This is a genomic window from Streptomyces sp. NBC_00122, assembly GCF_045160845.1.
Lineage (GTDB): Bacteria > Actinomycetota > Actinomycetes > Streptomycetales > Streptomycetaceae > Streptomyces.
Window position 1 is genome coordinate 367111 of sequence record NZ_CP108191.1, and the last position, 18810, is coordinate 385920.

Below are 18810 nucleotides of genomic sequence, written 5' to 3' on the forward strand. Positions count from 1 at the left end.
GCAGGTCAGCCCTTGCGGACCTTGATCTCCTCGGTCAGCTGCGGGACGACCGCGAAGAGGTCGCCGACCACGCCGTAGTCGACCAGGTCGAAGATCGGGGCCTCGGCGTCCTTGTTGATGGCCACGATGGTCTTCGAGGTCTGCATGCCGGCCCGGTGCTGGATCGCGCCCGAGATGCCGGAGGCGATGTACAGCTGCGGGGAGACCGACTTGCCGGTCTGGCCGACCTGGTTGGAGTGCGGGTACCAGCCGGCGTCGACGGCGGCGCGCGAGGCGCCGACGGCCGCACCGAGGGAGTCCGCGAGGTCCTCGATGATGTGGAAGTTCTCGGCACCGTTGACGCCGCGGCCGCCGGAGACCACGATCGCGGCCTCGGTGAGCTCGGGGCGGCCGGTCGACTCGCGCGGGGTGCGGGAGACGACCTTGGTGCCGGTGGCCAGGGCGCCGAAGGAGACGGCGAGCGTCTCGACGGCGCCGGCGGCCGGGGCGGCCTCGACCGGAGCCGAGTTCGGCTTCACGGTGATGACCGGGGTGCCCTTGGAGACACGGGACTTGGTGGTGAAGGACGCGGCGAAGGCGGACTGCGTCGCCACCGGGCCATCGTCACCCGCCTCCAGGTCGACGGCGTCGGTGATGATGCCGGAGCCGATGCGGACCGCCAGGCGGGCGGCGATCTCCTTGCCCTCGGCGGAGGACGGGACGAGCACGGCCGCCGGGGAGACGGCGTCGTACGCGGCCTGGAGCGCGTCCACCTTCGGTACGACGAGGTACTCGGTGAACTCGGGGGCGTCGGCGGTGAGGACCTTGACGGCGCCGTGCTCGGCGAGCACGGCGGCGGTGTCGGCCGCACCGGCGCCCAGGGCGACGGCGACGGGCTCGCCGATGCGGCGGGCCAGCGTCAGCAGCTCAAGGGTGGGCTTGCGGACGGCGCCGTCCACGTGGTCGACGTAGACGAGAACTTCAGCCATGGGACTGCTCTCCTGCTATTGCGAAGTGTCTGGGGGCTTGTGAGGAGTGGCCGAAGTTCTTAGATGAACTTCTGGCCGGCCAGGAACTCGGCCAGCTGCTTGCCGCCCTCGCCCTCGTCCTTGACGATCGTGCCGGCGGTGCGCGCCGGACGCTGGGCCGCGGAGTCGACCGTGGTCCAGGAGCCTTCCAGACCGACCTCGTCGGCCTCGATCTCCAGCTCCTCCAGGTCCCAGGACTCCACCGGCTTCTTCTTGGCGGCCATGATGCCCTTGAAGGACGGGTAGCGGGCCTCGCCCGACTGGTCCGTCACCGAGACGAGCGCGGGGAGGGAGGCCTCCAGCTGCTCGCTCGCGGTGTCGCCGTCGCGGCGGCCGGTCACGGTGCCGTCCTCGACCTTGACCTCGGAGAGCAGGGTGACCTGCGGGACGCCCAGGCGCTCGGCCAGGATCGCCGGGAGCACGCCCATGGTGCCGTCGGTCGACGCCATGCCGGTGATGACCAGGTCGTAGCCGGCCTTCTCGATCGCCTTGGCGAGCACCAGCGAGGTGCCCATGACGTCGGTGCCGTGCAGGTCGTCGTCCTCGACGTGGATGGCCTTGTCGGCGCCCATCGACAGCGCCTTGCGCAGCGCGTCCTTGGCGTCCTCGGGGCCCACCGTCAGAACGGTGATCTCGGCATCGTCGGCCTCGTCGGCGATCTGCAGCGCCTGCTCGACGGCGTACTCGTCGAGCTCGGACAGCAGGCCGTCGACGTCGTCGCGGTCGACGGTCAGGTCATCGGCGAAGTGCCGGTCGCCGGTGGCGTCGGGCACGTACTTCACACAGACAACGATCCTCAGGCTCACGCCGGCTCTCCTACCGCATCGTCTTTTTCTGATACCGCCTTGTGCAGGCAGCATAGGCGCCTTGTCGGGCGGATCCCGGTCGGGGCGGCCCGCGCTCCGAAGGGAATGTTACTCGTCAGTACACCTTGGGTTCCGCCAAGTCGCAAGGCCGGTCAACTGTGATCTGCCCAACGCCGCCCGACCCCGCCCAAGCAGGGACGATTCAGTCGCGCAACGCGTTGAAGCGACCCTGGTGGTAGAGCAGGGGGCGGCCTTCCCCGGCCGGATCCCCCACAACCGCCTCCGCGATGATCACACGGTGCTCGCCGGCGGGCACACGGGCCACCACCCTGCACACCAGCCACGCCAGTACGCCGTCCAGAACGGGAACCCCGTGGGGCCCCGTGCTCCAGCCGGTGCCCGGGCCGAATCGGTCGGCTCCGCTCCGCGCGAACAGGCCTGCCAGCTCCCGCTGGTGCTCGCCGAGTATGTGGACGCCGAGGTGCTCGCTGTCGCGCACCGCGGGCCAGCTGGAGGCCCCGGTGCCGATGGTGAACGAGAGCAGCGGAGGGTCCGCGGACACGGAGTTGAGCGAGGTGGCGGTGAAACCCGCCGGGCGCCCGCCGGTCTCGGCGGTGATCACGGCGACTCCGGCGGCGTGCTGCCGGAACACGGAGCGCAGGAGGTCGGGCGAGCCGGGGAGCCCTGTGTGGAATCGGGGGGACGGAGCCGTCGGGGCCGCGGGAGCGGTCATCGGGGTACTTCCTTCTGCCGCGGAGCACGCGGGCACTGTCGGGGATCGGGGACCGGGGGCGTTCAGTGATCCCAACAGCGCGCGCTCGCGTGGCGGACGAGGTCGACATGGACCCGTCCGTAGAGCAGGAGTTCATACGGCATGCGGCCAGCCTGGCGATCGCGCGTGTACACAGTCAAGCGGGATCCGGCAGATGTCAGGCGCGTCACGCTGCGTGCGGGCTCGCGGCACGGCGCGTGTGCCGGTGCTCACACCGGTGCCCGGACCGACGCGTCCACCCACACGTCCGCCGACCCGTCCACCTGCGCGCCTCTCAGACGGCGGCCCCCAGGGCGGCGATCACATCCGCCTTGCGCGGCATCCCGGACGCCCGCCGGACGATCCGGCCCGCCGCGTCCAGGACGAGCACGGTCGGGGTCTTCTCGATCCCCAGCGCCCGGACGAGTTCGAGACTGTCCTCGGCGTCGATCTCGATGTGCGCGACGCCCTCGACCATCGCCGCGACCTCGGCGAGGATCCGCCGGGTGGCCCGGCAGGGCTGGCAGAACGCGCTGGAGAACTGCACCAGGCTGGCCCGCTCCCCCGGCTCCGCGCCCAGTTCCGCCGCGCCCAGCCGGCCCGGCGCCTCATCCTGCCCGCGCACCCGCACTCCCGTCGTCGCCCCGGCCGTCACCCCGGCCTTCGCCCGGCCGTCACCTTCGTGTGCGTACATCATCGACGTACGCTCGTACGGGAACGAAGCGCCCACCGGACCTGCATGATTCCCGGCGTGACGAGAATCTCCCCGGGCACGGCCGTCTGGGCTGGCCAGCAGCGCGCGCATGGGGCACGATCCCCAATGGCGCGTAACCTACGCTGCCGTAACTTCCGGCCGGGAGCACCTCCCCAGGCAGAAAGCGGGGTCTCCGCACCATGGCTGAGTTCGTCTACCCCCCGGTGATCGGCGCCGCGCACACGCTCTTCCGCGCGCTGGACATCCGTATCGACATGAAGGGCACCGAGAACATCCCGCGCAAGGGCGGGGCGGTCCTGGTGTCGAACCACATCGGCTACCTCGACTTCATCTTCGCCGGCCTGACCGCGCGGCCGCAGAAGCGCCTGGTGCGGTTCATGGCGAAGGAGTCGGTGTTCCGGCACACGGTGTCCGGCCCGCTGATGCGCGCGATGAAGCACATCCCGGTGGACCGCGCGCAGGGTGAGTCGGCGTACCAGCACGCGCTCGACTCGCTGCGCTCCGGCGAGATCATCGGGGTGTTCCCGGAGGCGACGATCTCCCAGTCGTTCACCCTCAAGAGCTTCAAGTCTGGTGCGGCGCGCATGGCGCAGGAGGCCGGCGTCCCGCTGATCCCGGTGGCCCTGTGGGGCACCCAGCGCCTGTGGACCAAGGGTCGCCCGAAGAACCTCAAGCGCAGCCACATCCCGGTGACGATGCGCGTCGGCGAGCCGCTCGAGGCGCCGACGGACCAGTACGCCGGTGCCATCACCCGGCGGCTGCGCGAGCGCGTGCAGGAACTGCTGGACGCGGCGCAGCGCGCCTACCCGGAGAAGCCCAAGGGCACCGAGGACTCGTGGTGGCTGCCGGCCCACCTGGGCGGGACCGCCCCGACGCCTGCCCAGGTGAAAGAAGCGGGCTGATCCCCACCGCGGACCGCGGCCCCGTCCCTCCAGGGGACGGGGCCGCGGTCGCACCGGGATCCTGGCGCCGGGCGCCTCAGCCCGGGTAGGTCCTGCCGTCGGGCAGCTGCGGCGGGTCCACGGTGCCGGTCACGGCGATACCGCCCGCGACCGTGTCGTCCTCGGGGGGACCACACGGTGCGACGATGCACTGCCATTGGGTCGGCTTCCCGGGGGTGACGATGATCCTGTCGTCGGATGAACCGCCCTTGCCCGGATGCTTCTTGCCCCACTTGCCCCACTGGCCGGACCGGTCCTTGCCGGGCTGACCCTTGGTGGGCTGATCCTGGTCGGGGTTGACCTTGATGGTGCCCTCACTGCCGGGCGGCTGGACCAGGAGCAGGTTGGACTTGGTGCTGTTGTCCCCGTCGCTGCCGTCCGCCACGATCGTGTGCGGTGTCGCCGGGGTGGCGGCGAAGGCGGTGGTGGGCACCAGCACGCCTCCGGCGGCTATGGCGGTCGAGGCGGCGAGCAGGGCGAGGCGTCGCTTTCGAAAGGGGTGGGTCATTGCGGTTCTCCTCTGGCGGGAAAGGTGGAACGGACACCACCAGTACGCCTCGCCGCTCCCGTCGCGTCACGCCCCTGGATCTCGTGGCTTGACGGCCCGCAGCGACTGCGCTAAGCCGCGCCGACCGCTCAGTTGGGGTTGTCGGCGTGGGTCAGGGTCTCCCATGCCTCGAAGTGGTTCTCGGTACCCGCCGGGCGCCGCCCCTCGGTGAGCCTGCGGGTGTTCTCCATGGTCACGCCGAGCCGGGTGTGCAGGGCGTTGTAGCCGACCTCGGTCGCCGGGCCGATGCCCTTGGCCAGGGTTCCGCCGCACAGCCAGGACGGCACCGCCTCGCCGAGTTCGTACTTCGCGTGGAAGCCGAGCGCGTGCCGGAAGCGGTCCTTGAACTGCGGGTACAGGTCACGCCCCTGGATCCGCGAGGTCTCGGCGACGTGCATGGTCGCCGCGATCCCCATGCCCGTGTGGCCGAAGTCCCGGCAGGTCTCCTGGGCGAGGCCGTCCACGAAGGTGCTCTGGCCGTGCCAGTACTCCACCAGCTCGCTCCTGGTGTCGATGCCGGAGCGTGGCGGGTACACGGGCTGCGCCCCGTCGGACGCCAGGTAGAAGTAGGCGGGGACGCGGCCGAGGTAGATCCCCATCGCCTTGTCGTAGCTCGCGCGGTCGTCGAGGTGGACGGCGATGCCGACGGCGGCGTCCATCATGATCAGTTCCCAGTTGCCGTTGCTGTTCGGCCGGCCGTTGATGACCTCGGGCAGGTAGACGTCGCGCAGCATGGTCGCGAACCGCCCCTGGCCCGGCCAGCCGCCGTCGTACGTGTGCTTGACGATCTCGGCGGCGCGCGGCCAGGTGGATCCCGCCCAGCCGCTCTGCAGCGGGGCGTTGCTGTTGGTGTGGTCCTTGATCTGCGCGGACCAGGCGTCCATCAGCTCGATCGACTTCTTCGCGTACCTGCTGTCCCTGGTGATGTACCAGGCGAGCGCCTGGGTGTAGGCGGCGATGGCGTCCTCGCGCTCGTCGGAACACCCGATGTCCGGGTTCGAGTACGAGCCGCACTCGACGACGGCGCGCGGCTTGGGCGTGCGCGACAGCGAGCCGTACTTGCTCGCGAGCATGGAGTCGAAGGCCGACTTCCACGGCTGCTGTCCCGCCTGCACCTTCGTCCGTACGAAGTCCAGCTGGGCGCGGCTGCTCAGGACTCCGGGGTGGGCGAACTGCGCGGGCGCGGCGGGGGCGGGGGCGGCGGCGGGGGGCGCCGCGAGGGTGGGGACGGGGACCACGGCCGCCGCCAGGCCGAGGGCCAGGGCGGTGAGCGCGGCGGGCAATCCGAAACGCATGGGGGGCCTTCCGGTGGGAGGGGTTCCGGCGCCCTTGAAAGTACTCATGCCCATGCCAAGCTGACAACGATATCCGACAAGAAACTTTCCTGTCAGCTCTCCCGCCTGCGGCGGCGATGGGCGGCGACGCGCGCCCGGCCGGCGCACGTGGTGGAGCAGTACCGGCGGGCGCTGCCCGGCCCGGTGGCGAGGAAGAACCGCCCGCAGCCCGCGGCGGCGCAGGCGCCCCAGGCGATCCGTCCGTACTCGGTGAGCAGCTGGGCGAGCGCGAGGGCGCCGGAGGCGAGGAACCAGTCGCCCCAGCCCGCCTCCTCCCCGCGGTCCACGTGCAGGTGCCAGGGGTGGCCGTCGTGCCGGGTCAGCCGGGGCCGGGTGGCGCACTCGGCCAGCAGCGCGTTGAGGGCGTCGGCGGCACGGTCCTCGTCGCTCTCGCCGAGCACCCCCGCCATCCGGCGGACGGCCGTGCGCAGTTCGGCGGCGCCCGCCTCGGAGAACGCCTGCTCGGTGAGGTCCGACGGACGCTCCCCGTGCCCGGCGAGCAGCTCCGCGAGGGCGGCGCGCGGAAGTTCGGGGTCGGCGCGGACCGCGTCTGCGAGGTCGATCAGCCGCCGGGCCGCCGAGAAGCCCTCTCGGGAGTCCGCCATGCCAAAGTCCTTTCCCCTTACACGCGAATGGCGTAACGTCTTGTGCGCCTATCACGTTACACACTGGGGGGTCCGGGGATGAGCGGGTTCGGGCGGTACCTGGCGGCGGCGCTGACCGCGCGGTTCGCCTCGGAGGGCATGGGGATGGCCGTGGTGCTGCTCGCCCTGGAGCGCACCGGGAGCGCCGCGTACGGGGCGTTCGTAGTGACCGCCTGGCTGGCCCCGCACGTGCTGGCGGCCCCGCTGGCGGGCGCCGCCGCGGCCCGGGCCCGCCGGCCGAGGCTGTTCCACGTCGGCGCCCTGGCCGGGTTCACGGCCGCCGTGGCGGTGCTGGCCGTACTGCTGGGCCGGGCGCCGATGCCGCTGGTGCTGGTGGTGGCGGCGCTCGGCGGCAGTTGCGGGCCGATGGTGACGGGCGGACTGTCCAGCCTGGTCACGGGACTGGTCCCGGCGGGCGCCGGGCGCGACCGGGCGTACGGCTGGGACGCCTCCACCTACAACGCCGCCTCGGTCACCGCGCCCGCGGCGGTCAGCCTGGCCGCGGCGCTGGGTTCCGCCGCTCCCGCGATGGCGGCCCTGGCGGCCTCCGGCGCGCTGGCGGCGGTGTTCGCGGCCACGCTTCCGTACGAGGACCCGGGCGCGGCCCCGTCGAAGGGCGGACCCCGGGCCGGGCTGGGCGCGGGGCTCGCAGCCCTGTGGCGGGTCCGGGAGCTGCGGGCGGTCACCTCGGCGACGACCGTGGCCTTCGTCGGCGTGGGCGCCCTCACCACCACCTCGGTCCTGCTGGCCGACGGGCTCGGCAGCCCGGGCGCCGGGGGCGTCCTCATGACGGCCTTCGCGGTGGGCGCGCTGGCGGGCTCGCTGACGCTGGGCCGGATGACGTCGGTGGAGCCGGGCCTGCTCGTGCGGTGGGCGCTCGCCGGTACCGGGGTGGCTCTGGCGGCGGCCGCGTTCACGTCCTCGGTCGCCGCGGCGGCGGCGCTGTTCGCGGTGGCCGGGGTGTGCGACGGACCGCTGCTCACGGCCACGCTGCGGATCCGCTCGGAGTACGCCCCGGACGAGGTCCGGACGCAGGTGTTCACCCTGGGCGCGGGGCTGAAGGTGACGGCGGCGTCGGCCGGGGCGGCCCTGGTGGGGCTCGCGGCCGACGCGCCCGCGTGGACGCTGCTGACCGGGATCGCCGGACTGCAGCTCGCGGCCGCCCTGCTGCACGCGCTGACGGCGGCGCGGGAGCCCCGCCCGTCGGCGGCGCTGTCGCCGGTTACAGCGCCGTCGGAAGCCTCCGCCACAACTCCGGCCGGTCGGCGGACTCCTGGAGGGCCTTGAGCGCGGCGGGGTGCGGGGCGGCGTACAGCACGGGGTAGTCGATCTCGCCGAGCTCCGGGCGGACGGGGAAGGCGAGTCGTTCGCCGTCGAGGCTGAACCGGGCGTCCACGCCCGGCTTGTTGCCCCGCGGGTCCTGGCGGTGCCAGCGCGAGTCGCCGGGCAGGCGCAGGGCGATCAGACCGTGGATCACGGGATTGGTCCCGTCGTCGTCCGCGAGGCGCTGGTAGCACAGGGCCGTCGCGATGCCCTGGGCGCGCAGGAGGGCGGCCAGGGCGTGGGACTTGGCGTAGCAGATGCCGTTGCGGGTGGCCAGGACGTCGGAGGCGCGCCAAGCGACGCGCGGGTCGCCCGAATCCCCCGAGTGCGGGATCGTGTCGCGGACGAACTCGAAGGCGGCCTCGGCGTACGCGTGCGCGTCGCCGCCCGTCGCGGTCCAGAACGCGTCCGCGGTTTCGCGCACGAGCGGGTGGTGGTGGTCGATGGCGTCATCGGCCGCCAGGTAGGCGGCAAGGCCGGTGTGCTCCTGGATCAGTTCCATGATCCAGGAGCATACCTATGCCGCTTTTTGCATATCTATTGAATTAGCGGGCGAGCTCTTCCTTGAGCGCCTGGAGGAAGCCGTCCACGTCCTCTTCCTGGGTGTCGAAGCTGCACATCCAGCGGACGTCACCGGCCGCCTCGTCCCAGAAGTAGAAGCGGTAACGCTTCTGCAGCCGCCGCGAGACCTCGTGCGGCAGCCGCGCGAACACCGCGTTCGCCTGCACCGGGTAGAGGATCTCCACGCCGTCCGTCTCGCGCACGCCCGCGGCGAGACGCTGCGCCATCGCGTTGGCGTGCCGGGCGTTGCGCAGCCACAGGTCCTTGGCGAGCAGCGCTTCCAGCTGTACCGACACGAACCGCATCTTCGACGCGAGCTGCATCGACATCTTGCGGATGTGCTTCATCTGCCGGACCGCGTCCGGGTTGAGCACCACCACGGCCTCGCCGAACATCATGCCGTTCTTGGTGCCGCCGTACGACAGCACGTCCACGCCGACCGTGTTCGTGAAACTGCGCATCGGCACGTCGAGCGCCGCGGCGGCGTTGGCTATCCGGGCGCCGTCGAGGTGCACCTTCATGCCGAGGCCGTGGGCGTGATCGCAGATGGCCTTGATCTCGTCCGGGGTGTAGACCGTGCCGAGTTCGGTGTTCTGGGTGATCGAGACGACCTGGGGCATGGCCCGGTGCTCGTCCTCGAAGCCCCAGGCCTCCTGGTCGATCAGCTCGGGGGTGAGCTTGCCGTCGGGGGTGGGCACGGCGAGCAGCTTGATGCCCGCCATCCGCTCGGGCGCGCCGCCCTCGTCCACGTTGATGTGGGCGGTCTTGGCGCAGATCACGGCGCCCCACCGGTCGGTCATGGCCTGCAGGGCGACGACATTGGCGCCCGTGCCGTTGAAGACCGGGAAGGCTTCCGCGTACGGACCGAAGTGGCTGCGGATGACCTTCTGCAGGTGTTCGGTGTACTCGTCGTCGCCGTACGAGACCTGATGGCCGCCGTTGGCCAGAGCGACGGCCGCGAGCAGCTCGGGGTGGATCCCCGCGTAGTTGTCGCTCGCGAAACCGCGCACCGCCGGATCGTGGTGCCGCCGGGCATCGGTCTTCCCGGCATCGGTTCTCACGGTTGCGGAGTGAGCCACAGACGCTGTCCGTTCACATCGGTGGCGGGCCGCTCCCAGACGCCGGCGATGGCCTCAGCCAGCTCCTTGACGTCGGTGAAGCCCGCGAACTTCGCATTGGGACGCTCGGCGCGCATCGCGTCGTGCACCAGTGCCTTGATGACCAGGATCGCAGCCGCCGCCGCGGGGCCCTCGTCACCCCCCGCCTTGCGGAAGGAGTCCGCCATGGCCAGGGTCCAGGCCTCGGCGGCCGCCTTGCCCGCGTTGTACGCGGCGTTGTTGGCGACCGGCTTGTGCGCGCCGGACTGGCTGACCAGGACGAAGCGTCCGCGGTCGCTGCGCAGCAGTCCGTCGTGGAAGGCGAGCGAGGTGTGCTGGACCGTGCGGATGAGGAGCTTCTCCAGGAAGTCCCAGTCCGCGAGGTCGACGTCGGTGAAGGTCTTGCTGCCGCGCCAGCCGCCGACGAGGTGGACGAGACCGTCGATCCGGCCGAACTCCTTCTCGGTCCGCTCGGCCCACGCCTTGGTCGCGTCGAGGTCGAGCAGGTCCACGGTGTCACCGGTGACGGTGGCACCGCCGTGGGCGTAGCGCGCCGCGTCCACGGCCTCGGCGAGGCGCGCCGGATCGGCGTCGGACGCCACGACCACCGCACCCGCTTCGGCGAGGCGGAGCAGGGCGGCGCGGCCGGCGGGCCCGCCGGCCCCGGCCACCGCCACCACCGCTCCGTGCAGCTTTCCGTTGCCGTTCCCGGAGCCGTTCATCTGTTCAGCCTCCTGAGGGCGAGTGCTCACGCGGCGGCCCGATCGGCGTTCTCCGCGTTGCCGGCCGTGATGCCCTTGGTCGAAGCGATCACGCTCTTGAGCTTCTTGGCGAGGGCCTCATAGAACATGCTGAGCGGAAACTCGTCCGGAAGCACGTCGTCCACGAGCTTGCGCGGAGGCTGCGTCATGTCGAGGGCGTCGGGGCCCTTGGCCCACTTGGAGCCCGGGTGCGGGGCGAGGTACGTCGAGACCAGCTCGTAGGCCTTGAACCAGTGGACGAGCTTCGGGCGGTCGATGCCGGCCCGGTAGAGGTCCTCGATCTCGCCGCACAGCTGGTTGGTGACCTGCGGGGCACGCATCCAGTCGATCTTCAGCTTGTTGTCCGTCCAGCGCACGACGTCGTGCTTGTGGAGGTACGCGAAGAGCAGCTGGCCGCCGAGGCCGTCGTAGTTGCGGTTGCGGTCGCCGGACACCGGGAAGCGGAACATCCGGTCGAAGAGGACGGCGTACTGCACGTCGCGGCCGTGCTCGTTGCCCTCGGACTCCAGCTTCACGGCCTCCTTGAAGGCGGTGAGGTCGCAGCGCAGCTCCTCCAGGCCGTACATCCAGAACGGCTGGCGCTGCTTGATCATGAAGGGGTCGAACGGCAGGTCGCCGTGGCTGTGGGTGCGGTCGTGGACCATGTCCCACAGGACGAAGGCCTTCTCGCAGCGCTCCTGGTCCTCGACCATGCGGGCGATGTCCTCGGGCAGCTCGATGCCGAGGATGTCGACGGCGGCCTCGGTGACCTTGCGGTAGCGGGCGGCCTCACGGTCGCAGAAGATCCCGCCCCAGGTGAAGCGCTCGGGGGCCTGGCGCACCGCGATGGTCTCCGGGAAGAGCACCGCGGAGTGGGTGTCGTAGCCCGGGGTGAAGTCCTCGAAGGTGATGCCGAGGAACAGCGGGTTGTCGTACCGGGTGCGCTCCAGCTCGGAGAGCCACTCGGGCCACACCATCTTGAGGACGACGGCCTCGAGGTTGCGGTCGAGGTTGCCGTTCTGCGTGTACATCGGGAAGACGACCAGGTGCTGGAGCCCGTCGACGCGCTCGGCGGCCGGGTGGAAGGCCAGCAGGGAGTCCAGGAAGTCCGGCACCTGGAAGCCGTCGGCGGCCCACTTGCGCAGGTCGTCGACGAGCGCCTGGTGGTACGCCGTGGCGTGCGGGAGCAGCGGGGACAGCGTCTCGACGGCGCGGATCACGCGCCCGACGGCAGCTTCGGCGGTGTGCTGGGCGGGTGCGCCCTCGACCCCGAAGGCGATGGACCCGTCCGCGGACTGCCAGGGGCGGATCTCCTCCACGGCGGCCTTGAGCTCGGGCCACGCGGGGTGGTCGACCACCCGCGCCCCGGCGGTTATCACGGCACCGCCGACACCCGGCACAAGAGTTTCCGTCATGTCACTTCCTCCACAGGAGAACCTCACGTCAAGGCAGCGTAAACGTGTGAGGCTCTTCCGCTCAAGTGGTAACTCGGGAAATTATCCTGCGCGACCCCCTGATTCACCGAAAGTCTTCCCGTTCGTCAGCGTGGAACGGATGGCTCCGCCCAGTCGCGACATGGCCTGTCGAGCCTCCGGCAGCACCCCGGCCAGCGCCAGGAAGCCGTGGAACATCCCGTTCCGGAAGTCGAGGACCGAAGGAACTCCGCTCTCGCCCAGCCTGCAGTGGTACGCCAGCCCGTCGTCCCTCAGCGGGTCGCACCCGGCGACGAGGGCGCTTTCGTGCGTTACGAGGCAAGTTCCTTCTTGATCTGAGCGGCCTCCAGGCCGGCGTCCCGCTTCGGCATCGTCCACCGGTAAGCCTTACCCTCCCCGTCGGTGTAGATGAGGATGCCGCCAGCGTGGACGGTGTCAAGGTCGAACACAGCCCCGTCCAGGACGAACGATCCCGGCTGCACGGTCCGACCCGCGTTGAACGAGTCCGCGACCACATTGAACGCTTCCCCGTTGCCTTGCGCGATGGCCTGCCCGTCGGGTGCTACCCAGCTCCAGCCGCCACCGTCGATGGGTGCGACCTGGTCGGCTGCGACCGCGGTAGTTGCGCGCGCCTTGTAGGCAATGAAGGCGAACGTAGCCTTTGTCGGCTTCGTGACGCTATTCCCAGTGGTGTACACGAGCTGGTCGGGGTGATCTCAAGTCGGCCGGTACCGCCCGCGCCGACTGTCTCCGCGGGCTGCCCGAGCTGGAGCGCTGCGGCCGGCGGGGCCGACGCGGACCCCCTCTCGGCCTTCAGCCTGGGAGGGGGCCTCTTTCGTGCGTCCTGGGTCAGGGCTTCTCGCCGATGGCCGCACGCAGCCAGTCGAGAGTGCCCTGGCCGAGGAGCTCGTCGGCGAGCCGCTGGCCAGACTCCGTCGTCAGCCGCGCTCGGCTGTTGTCGATCCATCGCTGCGCAGCCTCGTACCCCTGGGCCTTGTACTCAATGCCCTGGAGCATGCACTCCAGCTTGTCCGCGTCGCGCGCGCAGATCGCCTCCGGCGAGTCCTTCCCCTCGTACTCGGCGACCAGCTCCTGGATCGCCGACGCGAGGACTTCGGGCATGCCCGCAGTCTGGTCGGCCGTCACCGCCTGCGGGTCGGCGCTCGTCGCGTACTTCTTCCCGAGGTGGTTGACGTCCCCGGTGCGGGTCTCCTGCGTGTCGTGCCACACGGCGAGGAAGGCGGCGCGCGCGGGGTCGGCGCCTTCCAGCTTTGCGATGATCGACGCGATGAGCGAGGTGCGCCACGAGTGCTCGGCTACGCTCTCGGGGGTCCTGACGCCAGCCATCCACCAGCCCGTTCGGGCGGTGTGCTTGAGCGTGCCTGCCTCGTAGAGGAAGCGCGCCACCGCAGACAGGTCGTCAGCCACTGTGTCTCTCCTTCTCACGCCTCGGCGAGGCGGATCGCGTACCAGATACCCTCCAGCTCTCGGCGCGCACGCGTCGAGGCTGTAGTGCTATCCAACAGCACGGGCAGCTGTGCACGCAGCGCGCGGCCGGCGTCTGAGCCGGTGCGGAGCAGGCCCGGGCGCGCGGCCAGCAGAGCCCACAGAGTGTGCACGTTGAGATCGAAGAAACCGTGCTGCGGCGCGAGGCCGCTGACGAGGTGCTGAAGCAGCCGGTGCCCGTGCCAGGACATCGTGCCGGGGGCTGCGATGAAGTCGTCGGAAAGCTCGGGGTACACCGACTCCCCAATCCAGTAAGCCCAGTAGCTCAGGTTGGCCGCCTCCCCAGCCTCGTCATCGTCCAAGGTCGTGGAGATGAAGTGCCGCATCCGGTCTCGGTCTCCCTGCCGTGCAGCCACGGCGGCGACGGAGCGGGAGGTGAGCCACTGCGTGAGCCAGTCGGACGACCGCTCGGCCTTCCGCTGCTGGGCCAGCCAGTCGGATGTGTCCGACGCGTCGTCGTAACCGGCGAGGTACAGGGCCTGCCTGCGTAGAAGGAACTGCCCGTCCTTCTGGGATTCCTCAGCCATGCGCCGCATGTGGCCGAAGAAGCGACGGTGCTCGTCCCGCGTGAGCTCGGGCCGGCTGGCGGCGGGCCCGCGGCGGGGGCGTGACGGCGCCTGTAAAGCCCGCATGGGTTCGGGGGTGACGCCGTTCAGCGGCCAAGCGAGCACCTCGACGAGGTCGCGCTGCATGACCCAGGCGCCGAGCGGGCTGTCGCCCGGGGTGCCCTCGTCGTCTAAGGCACTGGCCAGCAGAACGTCGGCTTCCAGGGCCTTTTCCAGAGCGATGAGCAAGGCGGAGCTGGCGCCCATCCGCATGAGGCGGTGTCGATGCACGAGCATCTGGCCGACGGCGAGGGAGGTAAGCGGCCGGCGGCCGGTCTCCCAGCCAGCGACCGTGTCCGCTGAAACAGCGAACGCCTCCGCGAGGGTCTCCTGGGTGTGGCCGAGCTGCTCACGAATGACGCGGAACAGGTAGCCGGACACTATGCCTCTGCGGACCCGCCGGGGGGCGCCCTGACTGGCGGTCAGGGTAGAAGTCGGGGTGGTGCCCATGACGCTCCCTCTGCCTAGGCGTGCGTGCCAAGTAACCCGTACTGCCGGTCACTTCGAGCGGATCGGCCCGAAATCTACGCTCGTGGCTGTGGTCACCGGGCGCTCAGCGTAGCGCCGATGAGTGCCGCGGGAGACCCGCTCGACACCCCCTGACGAGGCTAGGGAGCACCGGCATGTCCAGCAAACGGCCTGATCTGGAACAGGCGGCCGCCCTCACGGCAACCGCCCTTGTCCCTCTCGGGCGTAAGCCCTCCGAGGTCAAGATCGCCGGTATTACAGACGGGCTCATCGATCAGGAAGTGCTCCTGGCGGCCGCCGTCGAGCACCTCCCCGGCGGAGCCGTCGCGCGAGCTACCTGGGAAGGCCTCGTCTTCCAGGGCCCTGAGGACACACCGCTGGGAAACTGGGCGCACTCCCGGGCGCTGGCCCGCACGGTCAGGCGGATGACCGAGATCATGTCGGCCGCGCCCAAGGCAGTCCGATGACCGCGGTAACGAGGCTCTGCCACACGGCCCCTCTCCCCCGGGCGCACGGACTGCCCGTAGAGGTCGCCGCTGGCCGAGCGTGCGTAGCGTGCGGACAGCGGCTCACCACCGGCGCGGTCCTGCTCGGCCGAGCACCGGGCCGTCACGGCGCCCACGACGTGAGCGTCGAGGTATGGGCCTGCCCCGCACCGGAGGGGGCGTAGTGACAGCCATGCGCCGGATGGACGAGGAGGCCTTTGACCTCTCACGGCTCCGGATGACGGTCGAGACATCAGCGGCACATCCCGAGGGCGTCTGCACGCTGGAGCACATGTTGTGTGCCGGCTGCCGGATGCTGGCCCGCATCGCGACCCAGTACGGCGGCCCCATGGCCGACTGCCGGATCTGCTGTTACGCCTGGGCCGTCCAGCATGACCCAGTGCGCTGCTGGCAGAGAGTGGATGTCTACGGGCCGTGGCTCTCGCTGCGGGCCACGTGACCGAGCGCGTGCGTCAGGCCCTGTACCTCGTGATCCTGATCGGCACCCTCGCCGTGATCATCATCGGCACCGTCTGCCCCTAAGAGTCCCGCCCGGCCGCGTATCTGCCAGGACCCACGGCCGGAACGGGTTGCACCACCCCAACGCAACTACTCGGAGGAATGATGACAACTCCCACTACCCTGGAAGCGTCCGCCCGACACCTGCTTTCGGCAGAGGGCTTCAGCCGCGTCGTACACCTCGTGCAGCGCGACAACGAGGGCATCGACCTGGCGCTGGCCGAGCGCATTACGGACGAAGCGATCAAGTTCGTGGCGGCGGCCGCGACGGCCACGGGCCGACACCTGCGCCCCTCCAAGGCCGTGGACATGGGCTGGCATGCGCTCATCCTCCACACGGCCATGTACCGCGGGCTGTGCGCGTCGCTCGGCCGGTTCGTGGACCACCGGCCGGAGGGCCCGGAGACCCTGCGCCGCGACGCGGACACCTTGGACCACACGATGGACGCGATCCGGGGGGCCGGGTACGAGCCGGACGCCTATCTGTGGGGGCCACTGGCGGACACGGAGATCCACGCCGGGGACTGCATGCACAGCGAGTGCACGGAGGGCGGGTCGGCTTGCGCTGCCCCGCCGATGGCCTGACTCCTCCCGCTCCCCTACAGTCGACTACGTTCCGCGAGGAAGGGGTTGCTGTGAGCGAAGAGGCCGGAGGGCCGGAACGGGGAGTGTGGATTGACCCTCGATTCCACAGCATGGTTGCGGGCTGGTCCGCGAACCGGGTTGAGCGCCGACCCGGGAGGCGGCCGCGGCGAGTCTGCCCGCATGGGTTCGGGGTGACCGTCATGGTCGATCCAGAAACGTGCACGCCCCGTAATGTCCAGTGCGGGACGTGCTACCCGCTTGAGGACTGATTCACAACGACTGCCCCGGCCGGAGCCCCCTTCCGGCCGGAGCTACTCGCGTACGAGGTGCGCGAGGGGGACGGACTAGCTAGGAAGTGTCCTGGCGATCATGACGCGGGCAGCCCGGCGGTCGCCCGCCCCCATCTGCCACCGCAGTCTGGCAACAATGGATGACGCCCAAGCAGCCGGCCAAGGCCCTGCACGTGGGTTGATCTACGAGACCGGCGCTCCTGTCCAGAGGAAAAATAGAGAAGCGATGCTTCCGTCCTTGTGGAAGGTCACGCGGAACTCCGCAGGTGTGCGTTCCATGCGCAACGGCACCTTGACCGCAGTGAACTCGCCGAATGCGACGTCCTTGGGATCCCCGTGTGACTGATAGCGTCCGAACTGATTCTGGAAGGTCTTCCATGCCGTCGCGAGGGTGGCTGGGGGCAGTTGTGTACGCATCGTCGCATCGAAGCGGGCTGTGGCCGCGGTGAAGTTGCCCTTCACGATGTCGTCGAGCGTCTGAAGGGCGATCCGGTCGTATCGAGTCTGAGCCGGGGTTGCTGCCGAGGCCGAGCCCGCGACCGTCGTGGTTGCGTGGGCCTGCACCGCAGCCAGCGCGACACCGTTGGCCAGCAACAGCGCGCAGGCCGCCAGCGTGATGGTTGCCACCGCCTGGACCAGTTGCCGCTTGCTGCTGAGCGTTGTGTCTCTGTCGGACATCAGGACCACGACCTTCTTCAGCCCGGCGGGTCCGGATACGTCCATCTTGCTCCACTCGCCCTCCCCTCGCCTGCGGGGGAGCGGGACCGCCAGCCGTCCGCCCGGAGGGTGTTTGATCCGTTGTTCGGAGCGGGAGTCGAAGCGGAGGGTGGGCCACTGCGGGGCCTGACAGCGCGGGTCCGTGCGGCGGCGCAAAGCCGGCGTGGGGGGGTTGCGACGGCCCCGGGCTCGCTCATTCTGCACCGACTGCCTGCCGAGGCCGACCCGTTGCCACTCGCGCGTCTCCGCCCGGGCCGCCGGGCCGCAGCCGAGCACCGGACACCCCGACAACCGGTACGGCCCTTCGTCTGCCGATGGCCCCGGCGGCGTGGGCCCTGTCCCCGACTGCCCCTCAACTCCCAGCCGGACGGCAACGGCACCGTGTCATTGCCGTCACACCTCACGCCTCTTTCGCCCCGGGCGCCGTACGCGTCTGTTCCCGGGACGCCCCGTACCCGCGAAGCACCTCCACCAGTAACCCGAGCTGCCGGGCCAGCCGTCCCACTGCGGTCGGCGGGGCTGCCTTCACCTCGTCCGGTGCGAAGCCCAGCCACGGCAGCGGGCACGCCGACAAGGCCACGCGTTCACGCGAGGGACCTGGCGCCGACTTGCTGCACGGCGGTGAAGCTCTCCGCGACCAGGGCCTCCATCGTGGCGTTGGGCGAGGATGTACTGCCAGCGCAGGATGTCGTCCGGGACGCGCCGGTCCGGCACGCGTCGGAAGGCGGGGCGGGTCGGCGACGTCGATCCGCCCGTCGCCGCGGCGACGGGGCCGAACGGTCCTGCGGCGTCACGTAATGGCGCAGGCGCAGGACGACTTCGTCCGCATGCCGCCCGGCGGTCGAGTGGCCCAGTCCCGGCCGTGTGGATAGCCATCGGGCCGTGTCAAGTCCCGAAATTCAGTGTCGTGACGCGAATCGACTGCCCGGGCCTACTTGAGGTTCGGAGCCACACAGAGCGTGCGGCCCCGCCGCCCCATTCGCAGCCCGCTTCGGCCCATGAACCGACGGGCAGCGACAACCCATACCCCTCTATCAGTGATGGAGAATTCCCATGTCTCGCACATCTCAGACCAAGCGCCTCGTGCTGTTTGCCACCTCGACCGCCCTGGCGGCAGGAGGGGCACTGCTACCCTCCAGCGCCTTCGCCACCCCGGCGGAAGGGCATACCAACGCCGTGACCCTGACGGCGGACAGGCACGGCGACAGCGACAGCGACTACCACAAGAACAAGGGCTACAAGGGCAGAGGCAAGGGCAAGGGCAAGCCGAAGCCCATCCAGAACATGCCGGGCTGCCACTTCTACAAGAGCGAGGTGTACTGCAAGCCGGGTGAGCAGAAGCCGGGCGAGAAGCCGGGTGAGCAGAAGCCGGGCGAGAAGCCGGGTGAGCAGAAGCCGGGCGAGAAGCCGGCTGAGCAGAAGCCGGGTGAGCAGAAGCCGGGTGAGCAGAAGCCGGGCGAACAGACACCGAAGAAGACGCCGAAGATCCTCACCAAGACGCCGAAGAAGCCGCCGAAGATCCTTACTAAGACGCCGCCGAAGGCGATCAGCCAGGACACCGGTGGCGTGGTCGACGGCACTGACAATGCAACCAGCCAGGATACCGGTGGCGTGGTCGACAGCGCTGACAATACGACCAACCCGGACACCGGTACCAGCACCGACGCCGGAGGCGTAGGCAGTGACTCCGGTTCCTGACGACCAGGATTTTGTCCGGTCGATCATGTTCGGAGCCC

At 70.4% G+C, this 18810-nt stretch carries 22 protein-coding genes; 6 read left to right on the forward strand and 16 right to left on the reverse strand.

Annotation, left to right across the window (positions count from 1 at the left end):
• Positions 1–5 precede the first annotated feature (5 nt).
• The 4 genes from OG737_RS01690 to OG737_RS01705 form a co-directional block, all read right to left on the reverse strand.
• Positions 6–968: an electron transfer flavoprotein subunit alpha/FixB family protein gene (locus tag OG737_RS01690; protein WP_328924335.1), complete on the reverse strand. Its 963-nt coding sequence runs from the start codon at positions 966–968 to the stop codon at positions 6–8.
• 59 nt (positions 969–1027) lie between these two features.
• Positions 1028–1813, reverse strand: coding sequence for an electron transfer flavoprotein subunit beta/FixA family protein (locus OG737_RS01695; RefSeq protein WP_328924336.1), 786 nt, complete (start codon positions 1811–1813; stop codon positions 1028–1030).
• 202 nt (positions 1814–2015) lie between these two features.
• Positions 2016–2546, reverse strand: a complete 531-nt coding sequence (locus OG737_RS01700; RefSeq protein WP_328924337.1) for a flavin reductase family protein — start codon at positions 2544–2546, stop codon at positions 2016–2018.
• A gap of 313 nt (positions 2547–2859) precedes the next feature.
• The gene (locus tag OG737_RS01705) at positions 2860–3261 is read right to left on the reverse strand and encodes a TlpA family protein disulfide reductase (RefSeq protein ID WP_405921115.1); all 402 of its coding nucleotides are present in this window, start codon (positions 3259–3261) and stop codon (positions 2860–2862) included.
• Between the two features lie 197 nt (positions 3262–3458).
• Here OG737_RS01705 and OG737_RS01710 point away from each other — a divergent pair, with 197 nt between their 5' ends.
• Positions 3459–4181, forward strand: coding sequence for a lysophospholipid acyltransferase family protein (locus OG737_RS01710; protein ID WP_328924339.1), 723 nt, complete (start codon positions 3459–3461; stop codon positions 4179–4181).
• Positions 4182–4257: 76 nt separating this feature from the next.
• On the opposite strand, the gene OG737_RS01715 is transcribed toward OG737_RS01710, so the two are convergent.
• The 3 genes from OG737_RS01715 to OG737_RS01725 all read right to left on the reverse strand — a co-directional run bounded on the left by OG737_RS01715 (position 4258) and on the right by OG737_RS01725 (position 6706).
• The gene (locus OG737_RS01715) at positions 4258–4728 is read right to left on the reverse strand and encodes a hypothetical protein (protein ID WP_328924340.1); all 471 of its coding nucleotides are present in this window, start codon (positions 4726–4728) and stop codon (positions 4258–4260) included.
• Positions 4729–4856: 128 nt separating this feature from the next.
• Positions 4857–6062 (reverse strand): alginate lyase family protein, encoded by a 1206-nt coding sequence (locus OG737_RS01720; RefSeq protein WP_328924341.1) that lies wholly within the window; start codon positions 6060–6062, stop codon positions 4857–4859.
• 92 nt (positions 6063–6154) lie between these two features.
• Entirely contained in the window at positions 6155–6706 is a 552-nt protein-coding gene (locus OG737_RS01725; RefSeq protein ID WP_328924342.1) for a CGNR zinc finger domain-containing protein, read from the reverse strand.
• Between the two features lie 78 nt (positions 6707–6784).
• Here OG737_RS01725 and OG737_RS01730 point away from each other — a divergent pair, with 78 nt between their 5' ends.
• Positions 6785–8032 (forward strand): MFS transporter, encoded by a 1248-nt coding sequence (locus OG737_RS01730; protein ID WP_328924343.1) that lies wholly within the window; start codon positions 6785–6787, stop codon positions 8030–8032.
• Here OG737_RS01730 and OG737_RS01735 read toward each other — a convergent pair.
• From OG737_RS01735 to OG737_RS01770, 8 genes are all read right to left on the reverse strand, one after another.
• On the reverse strand, positions 7968–8570 hold the full coding sequence (locus OG737_RS01735) for a transglutaminase family protein (protein ID WP_328924344.1): 603 nt from the start codon (positions 8568–8570) through the stop codon (positions 7968–7970). The two genes, OG737_RS01730 and OG737_RS01735, sit on opposite strands and share 65 nt — an antisense overlap.
• A gap of 43 nt (positions 8571–8613) precedes the next feature.
• Complete coding sequence (locus tag OG737_RS01740; protein ID WP_405680348.1) at positions 8614–9708, reverse strand: threonine aldolase family protein; 1095 nt, start codon at positions 9706–9708, stop codon at positions 8614–8616.
• On the reverse strand, positions 9687–10448 hold the full coding sequence (locus OG737_RS01745) for an SDR family oxidoreductase (RefSeq protein ID WP_328924346.1): 762 nt from the start codon (positions 10446–10448) through the stop codon (positions 9687–9689). Before OG737_RS01745 ends, OG737_RS01740 begins: the two co-directional genes overlap by 22 nt.
• A gap of 26 nt (positions 10449–10474) precedes the next feature.
• A complete protein-coding gene (locus OG737_RS01750; RefSeq protein WP_328924347.1) occupies positions 10475–11881 on the reverse strand; it encodes a DUF6421 family protein in 1407 nt (468 codons plus the stop codon).
• Between the two features lie 81 nt (positions 11882–11962).
• Positions 11963–12277, reverse strand: a complete 315-nt coding sequence (locus OG737_RS01755) for an alpha/beta hydrolase (protein ID WP_405680346.1) — start codon at positions 12275–12277, stop codon at positions 11963–11965.
• Positions 12211–12597, reverse strand: a complete 387-nt coding sequence (locus tag OG737_RS01760) for a hypothetical protein (RefSeq protein WP_328924348.1) — start codon at positions 12595–12597, stop codon at positions 12211–12213. The genes OG737_RS01755 and OG737_RS01760 overlap by 67 nt, the downstream gene beginning before the upstream one ends.
• A 151-nt stretch (positions 12598–12748) precedes the next feature.
• Positions 12749–13327, reverse strand: a complete 579-nt coding sequence (locus OG737_RS01765; protein ID WP_328924349.1) for an HD domain-containing protein — start codon at positions 13325–13327, stop codon at positions 12749–12751.
• Positions 13328–13341: 14 nt separating this feature from the next.
• A complete protein-coding gene (locus tag OG737_RS01770; RefSeq protein WP_405680344.1) occupies positions 13342–14460 on the reverse strand; it encodes a helix-turn-helix domain-containing protein in 1119 nt (372 codons plus the stop codon).
• Positions 14461–14633: 173 nt separating this feature from the next.
• Here OG737_RS01770 and OG737_RS01775 point away from each other — a divergent pair, with 173 nt between their 5' ends.
• From OG737_RS01775 to OG737_RS01785, 3 genes are all read left to right on the forward strand, one after another.
• The gene (locus tag OG737_RS01775) at positions 14634–14945 is read left to right on the forward strand and encodes a hypothetical protein (protein WP_328924351.1); all 312 of its coding nucleotides are present in this window, start codon (positions 14634–14636) and stop codon (positions 14943–14945) included.
• Between the two features lie 202 nt (positions 14946–15147).
• The gene (locus tag OG737_RS01780) at positions 15148–15423 is read left to right on the forward strand and encodes a hypothetical protein (RefSeq protein WP_405921116.1); all 276 of its coding nucleotides are present in this window, start codon (positions 15148–15150) and stop codon (positions 15421–15423) included.
• A gap of 164 nt (positions 15424–15587) precedes the next feature.
• Positions 15588–16067: a hypothetical protein gene (locus OG737_RS01785; RefSeq protein WP_405921117.1), complete on the forward strand. Its 480-nt coding sequence runs from the start codon at positions 15588–15590 to the stop codon at positions 16065–16067.
• Positions 16068–16540: 473 nt separating this feature from the next.
• Here the strand turns inward: OG737_RS01785 and OG737_RS01790 are convergent, their stop codons facing one another.
• Positions 16541–17080, reverse strand: a complete 540-nt coding sequence (locus OG737_RS01790; protein ID WP_328924353.1) for a DUF3887 domain-containing protein — start codon at positions 17078–17080, stop codon at positions 16541–16543.
• A gap of 1047 nt (positions 17081–18127) precedes the next feature.
• Here OG737_RS01790 and OG737_RS01795 point away from each other — a divergent pair.
• The gene (locus OG737_RS01795; protein WP_405921118.1) at positions 18128–18772 is read left to right on the forward strand and encodes a hypothetical protein; all 645 of its coding nucleotides are present in this window, start codon (positions 18128–18130) and stop codon (positions 18770–18772) included.
• Positions 18773–18810 lie beyond the last annotated feature (38 nt).

Excerpts from the sequence above, each read along its gene's own strand:
- OG737_RS01690 (WP_328924335.1), bottom strand. The coding sequence starts at position 968 with ATGGCTGAAGTTCTCGTCTACGTCGACCACGTGGACGGCGCCGTCCGC.
- OG737_RS01700 (WP_328924337.1), bottom strand. The coding sequence starts at position 2,546 with ATGACCGCTCCCGCGGCCCCGACGGCTCCGTCCCCCCGATTCCACACA.
- OG737_RS01705 (WP_405921115.1), bottom strand. The coding sequence starts at position 3,261 with ATGATGTACGCACACGAAGGTGACGGCCGGGCGAAGGCCGGGGTGACG.
- OG737_RS01710 (WP_328924339.1), top strand. The coding sequence starts at position 3,459 with ATGGCTGAGTTCGTCTACCCCCCGGTGATCGGCGCCGCGCACACGCTC.
- OG737_RS01715 (WP_328924340.1), bottom strand. The coding sequence starts at position 4,728 with ATGACCCACCCCTTTCGAAAGCGACGCCTCGCCCTGCTCGCCGCCTCG.
- OG737_RS01720 (WP_328924341.1), bottom strand. The coding sequence starts at position 6,062 with ATGCGTTTCGGATTGCCCGCCGCGCTCACCGCCCTGGCCCTCGGCCTG.
- OG737_RS01725 (WP_328924342.1), bottom strand. The coding sequence starts at position 6,706 with ATGGCGGACTCCCGAGAGGGCTTCTCGGCGGCCCGGCGGCTGATCGAC.
- OG737_RS01730 (WP_328924343.1), top strand. The coding sequence starts at position 6,785 with ATGAGCGGGTTCGGGCGGTACCTGGCGGCGGCGCTGACCGCGCGGTTC.
- OG737_RS01735 (WP_328924344.1), bottom strand. The coding sequence starts at position 8,570 with ATGGAACTGATCCAGGAGCACACCGGCCTTGCCGCCTACCTGGCGGCC.
- OG737_RS01745 (WP_328924346.1), bottom strand. The coding sequence starts at position 10,448 with ATGAACGGCTCCGGGAACGGCAACGGAAAGCTGCACGGAGCGGTGGTG.
- OG737_RS01750 (WP_328924347.1), bottom strand. The coding sequence starts at position 11,881 with ATGACGGAAACTCTTGTGCCGGGTGTCGGCGGTGCCGTGATAACCGCC.
- OG737_RS01770 (WP_405680344.1), bottom strand. The coding sequence starts at position 14,460 with ATGGGCACCACCCCGACTTCTACCCTGACCGCCAGTCAGGGCGCCCCC.
- OG737_RS01775 (WP_328924351.1), top strand. The coding sequence starts at position 14,634 with ATGTCCAGCAAACGGCCTGATCTGGAACAGGCGGCCGCCCTCACGGCA.
- OG737_RS01785 (WP_405921117.1), top strand. The coding sequence starts at position 15,588 with ATGACAACTCCCACTACCCTGGAAGCGTCCGCCCGACACCTGCTTTCG.
- OG737_RS01790 (WP_328924353.1), bottom strand. The coding sequence starts at position 17,080 with ATGGACGTATCCGGACCCGCCGGGCTGAAGAAGGTCGTGGTCCTGATG.
- OG737_RS01795 (WP_405921118.1), top strand. The coding sequence starts at position 18,128 with ATGTCTCGCACATCTCAGACCAAGCGCCTCGTGCTGTTTGCCACCTCG.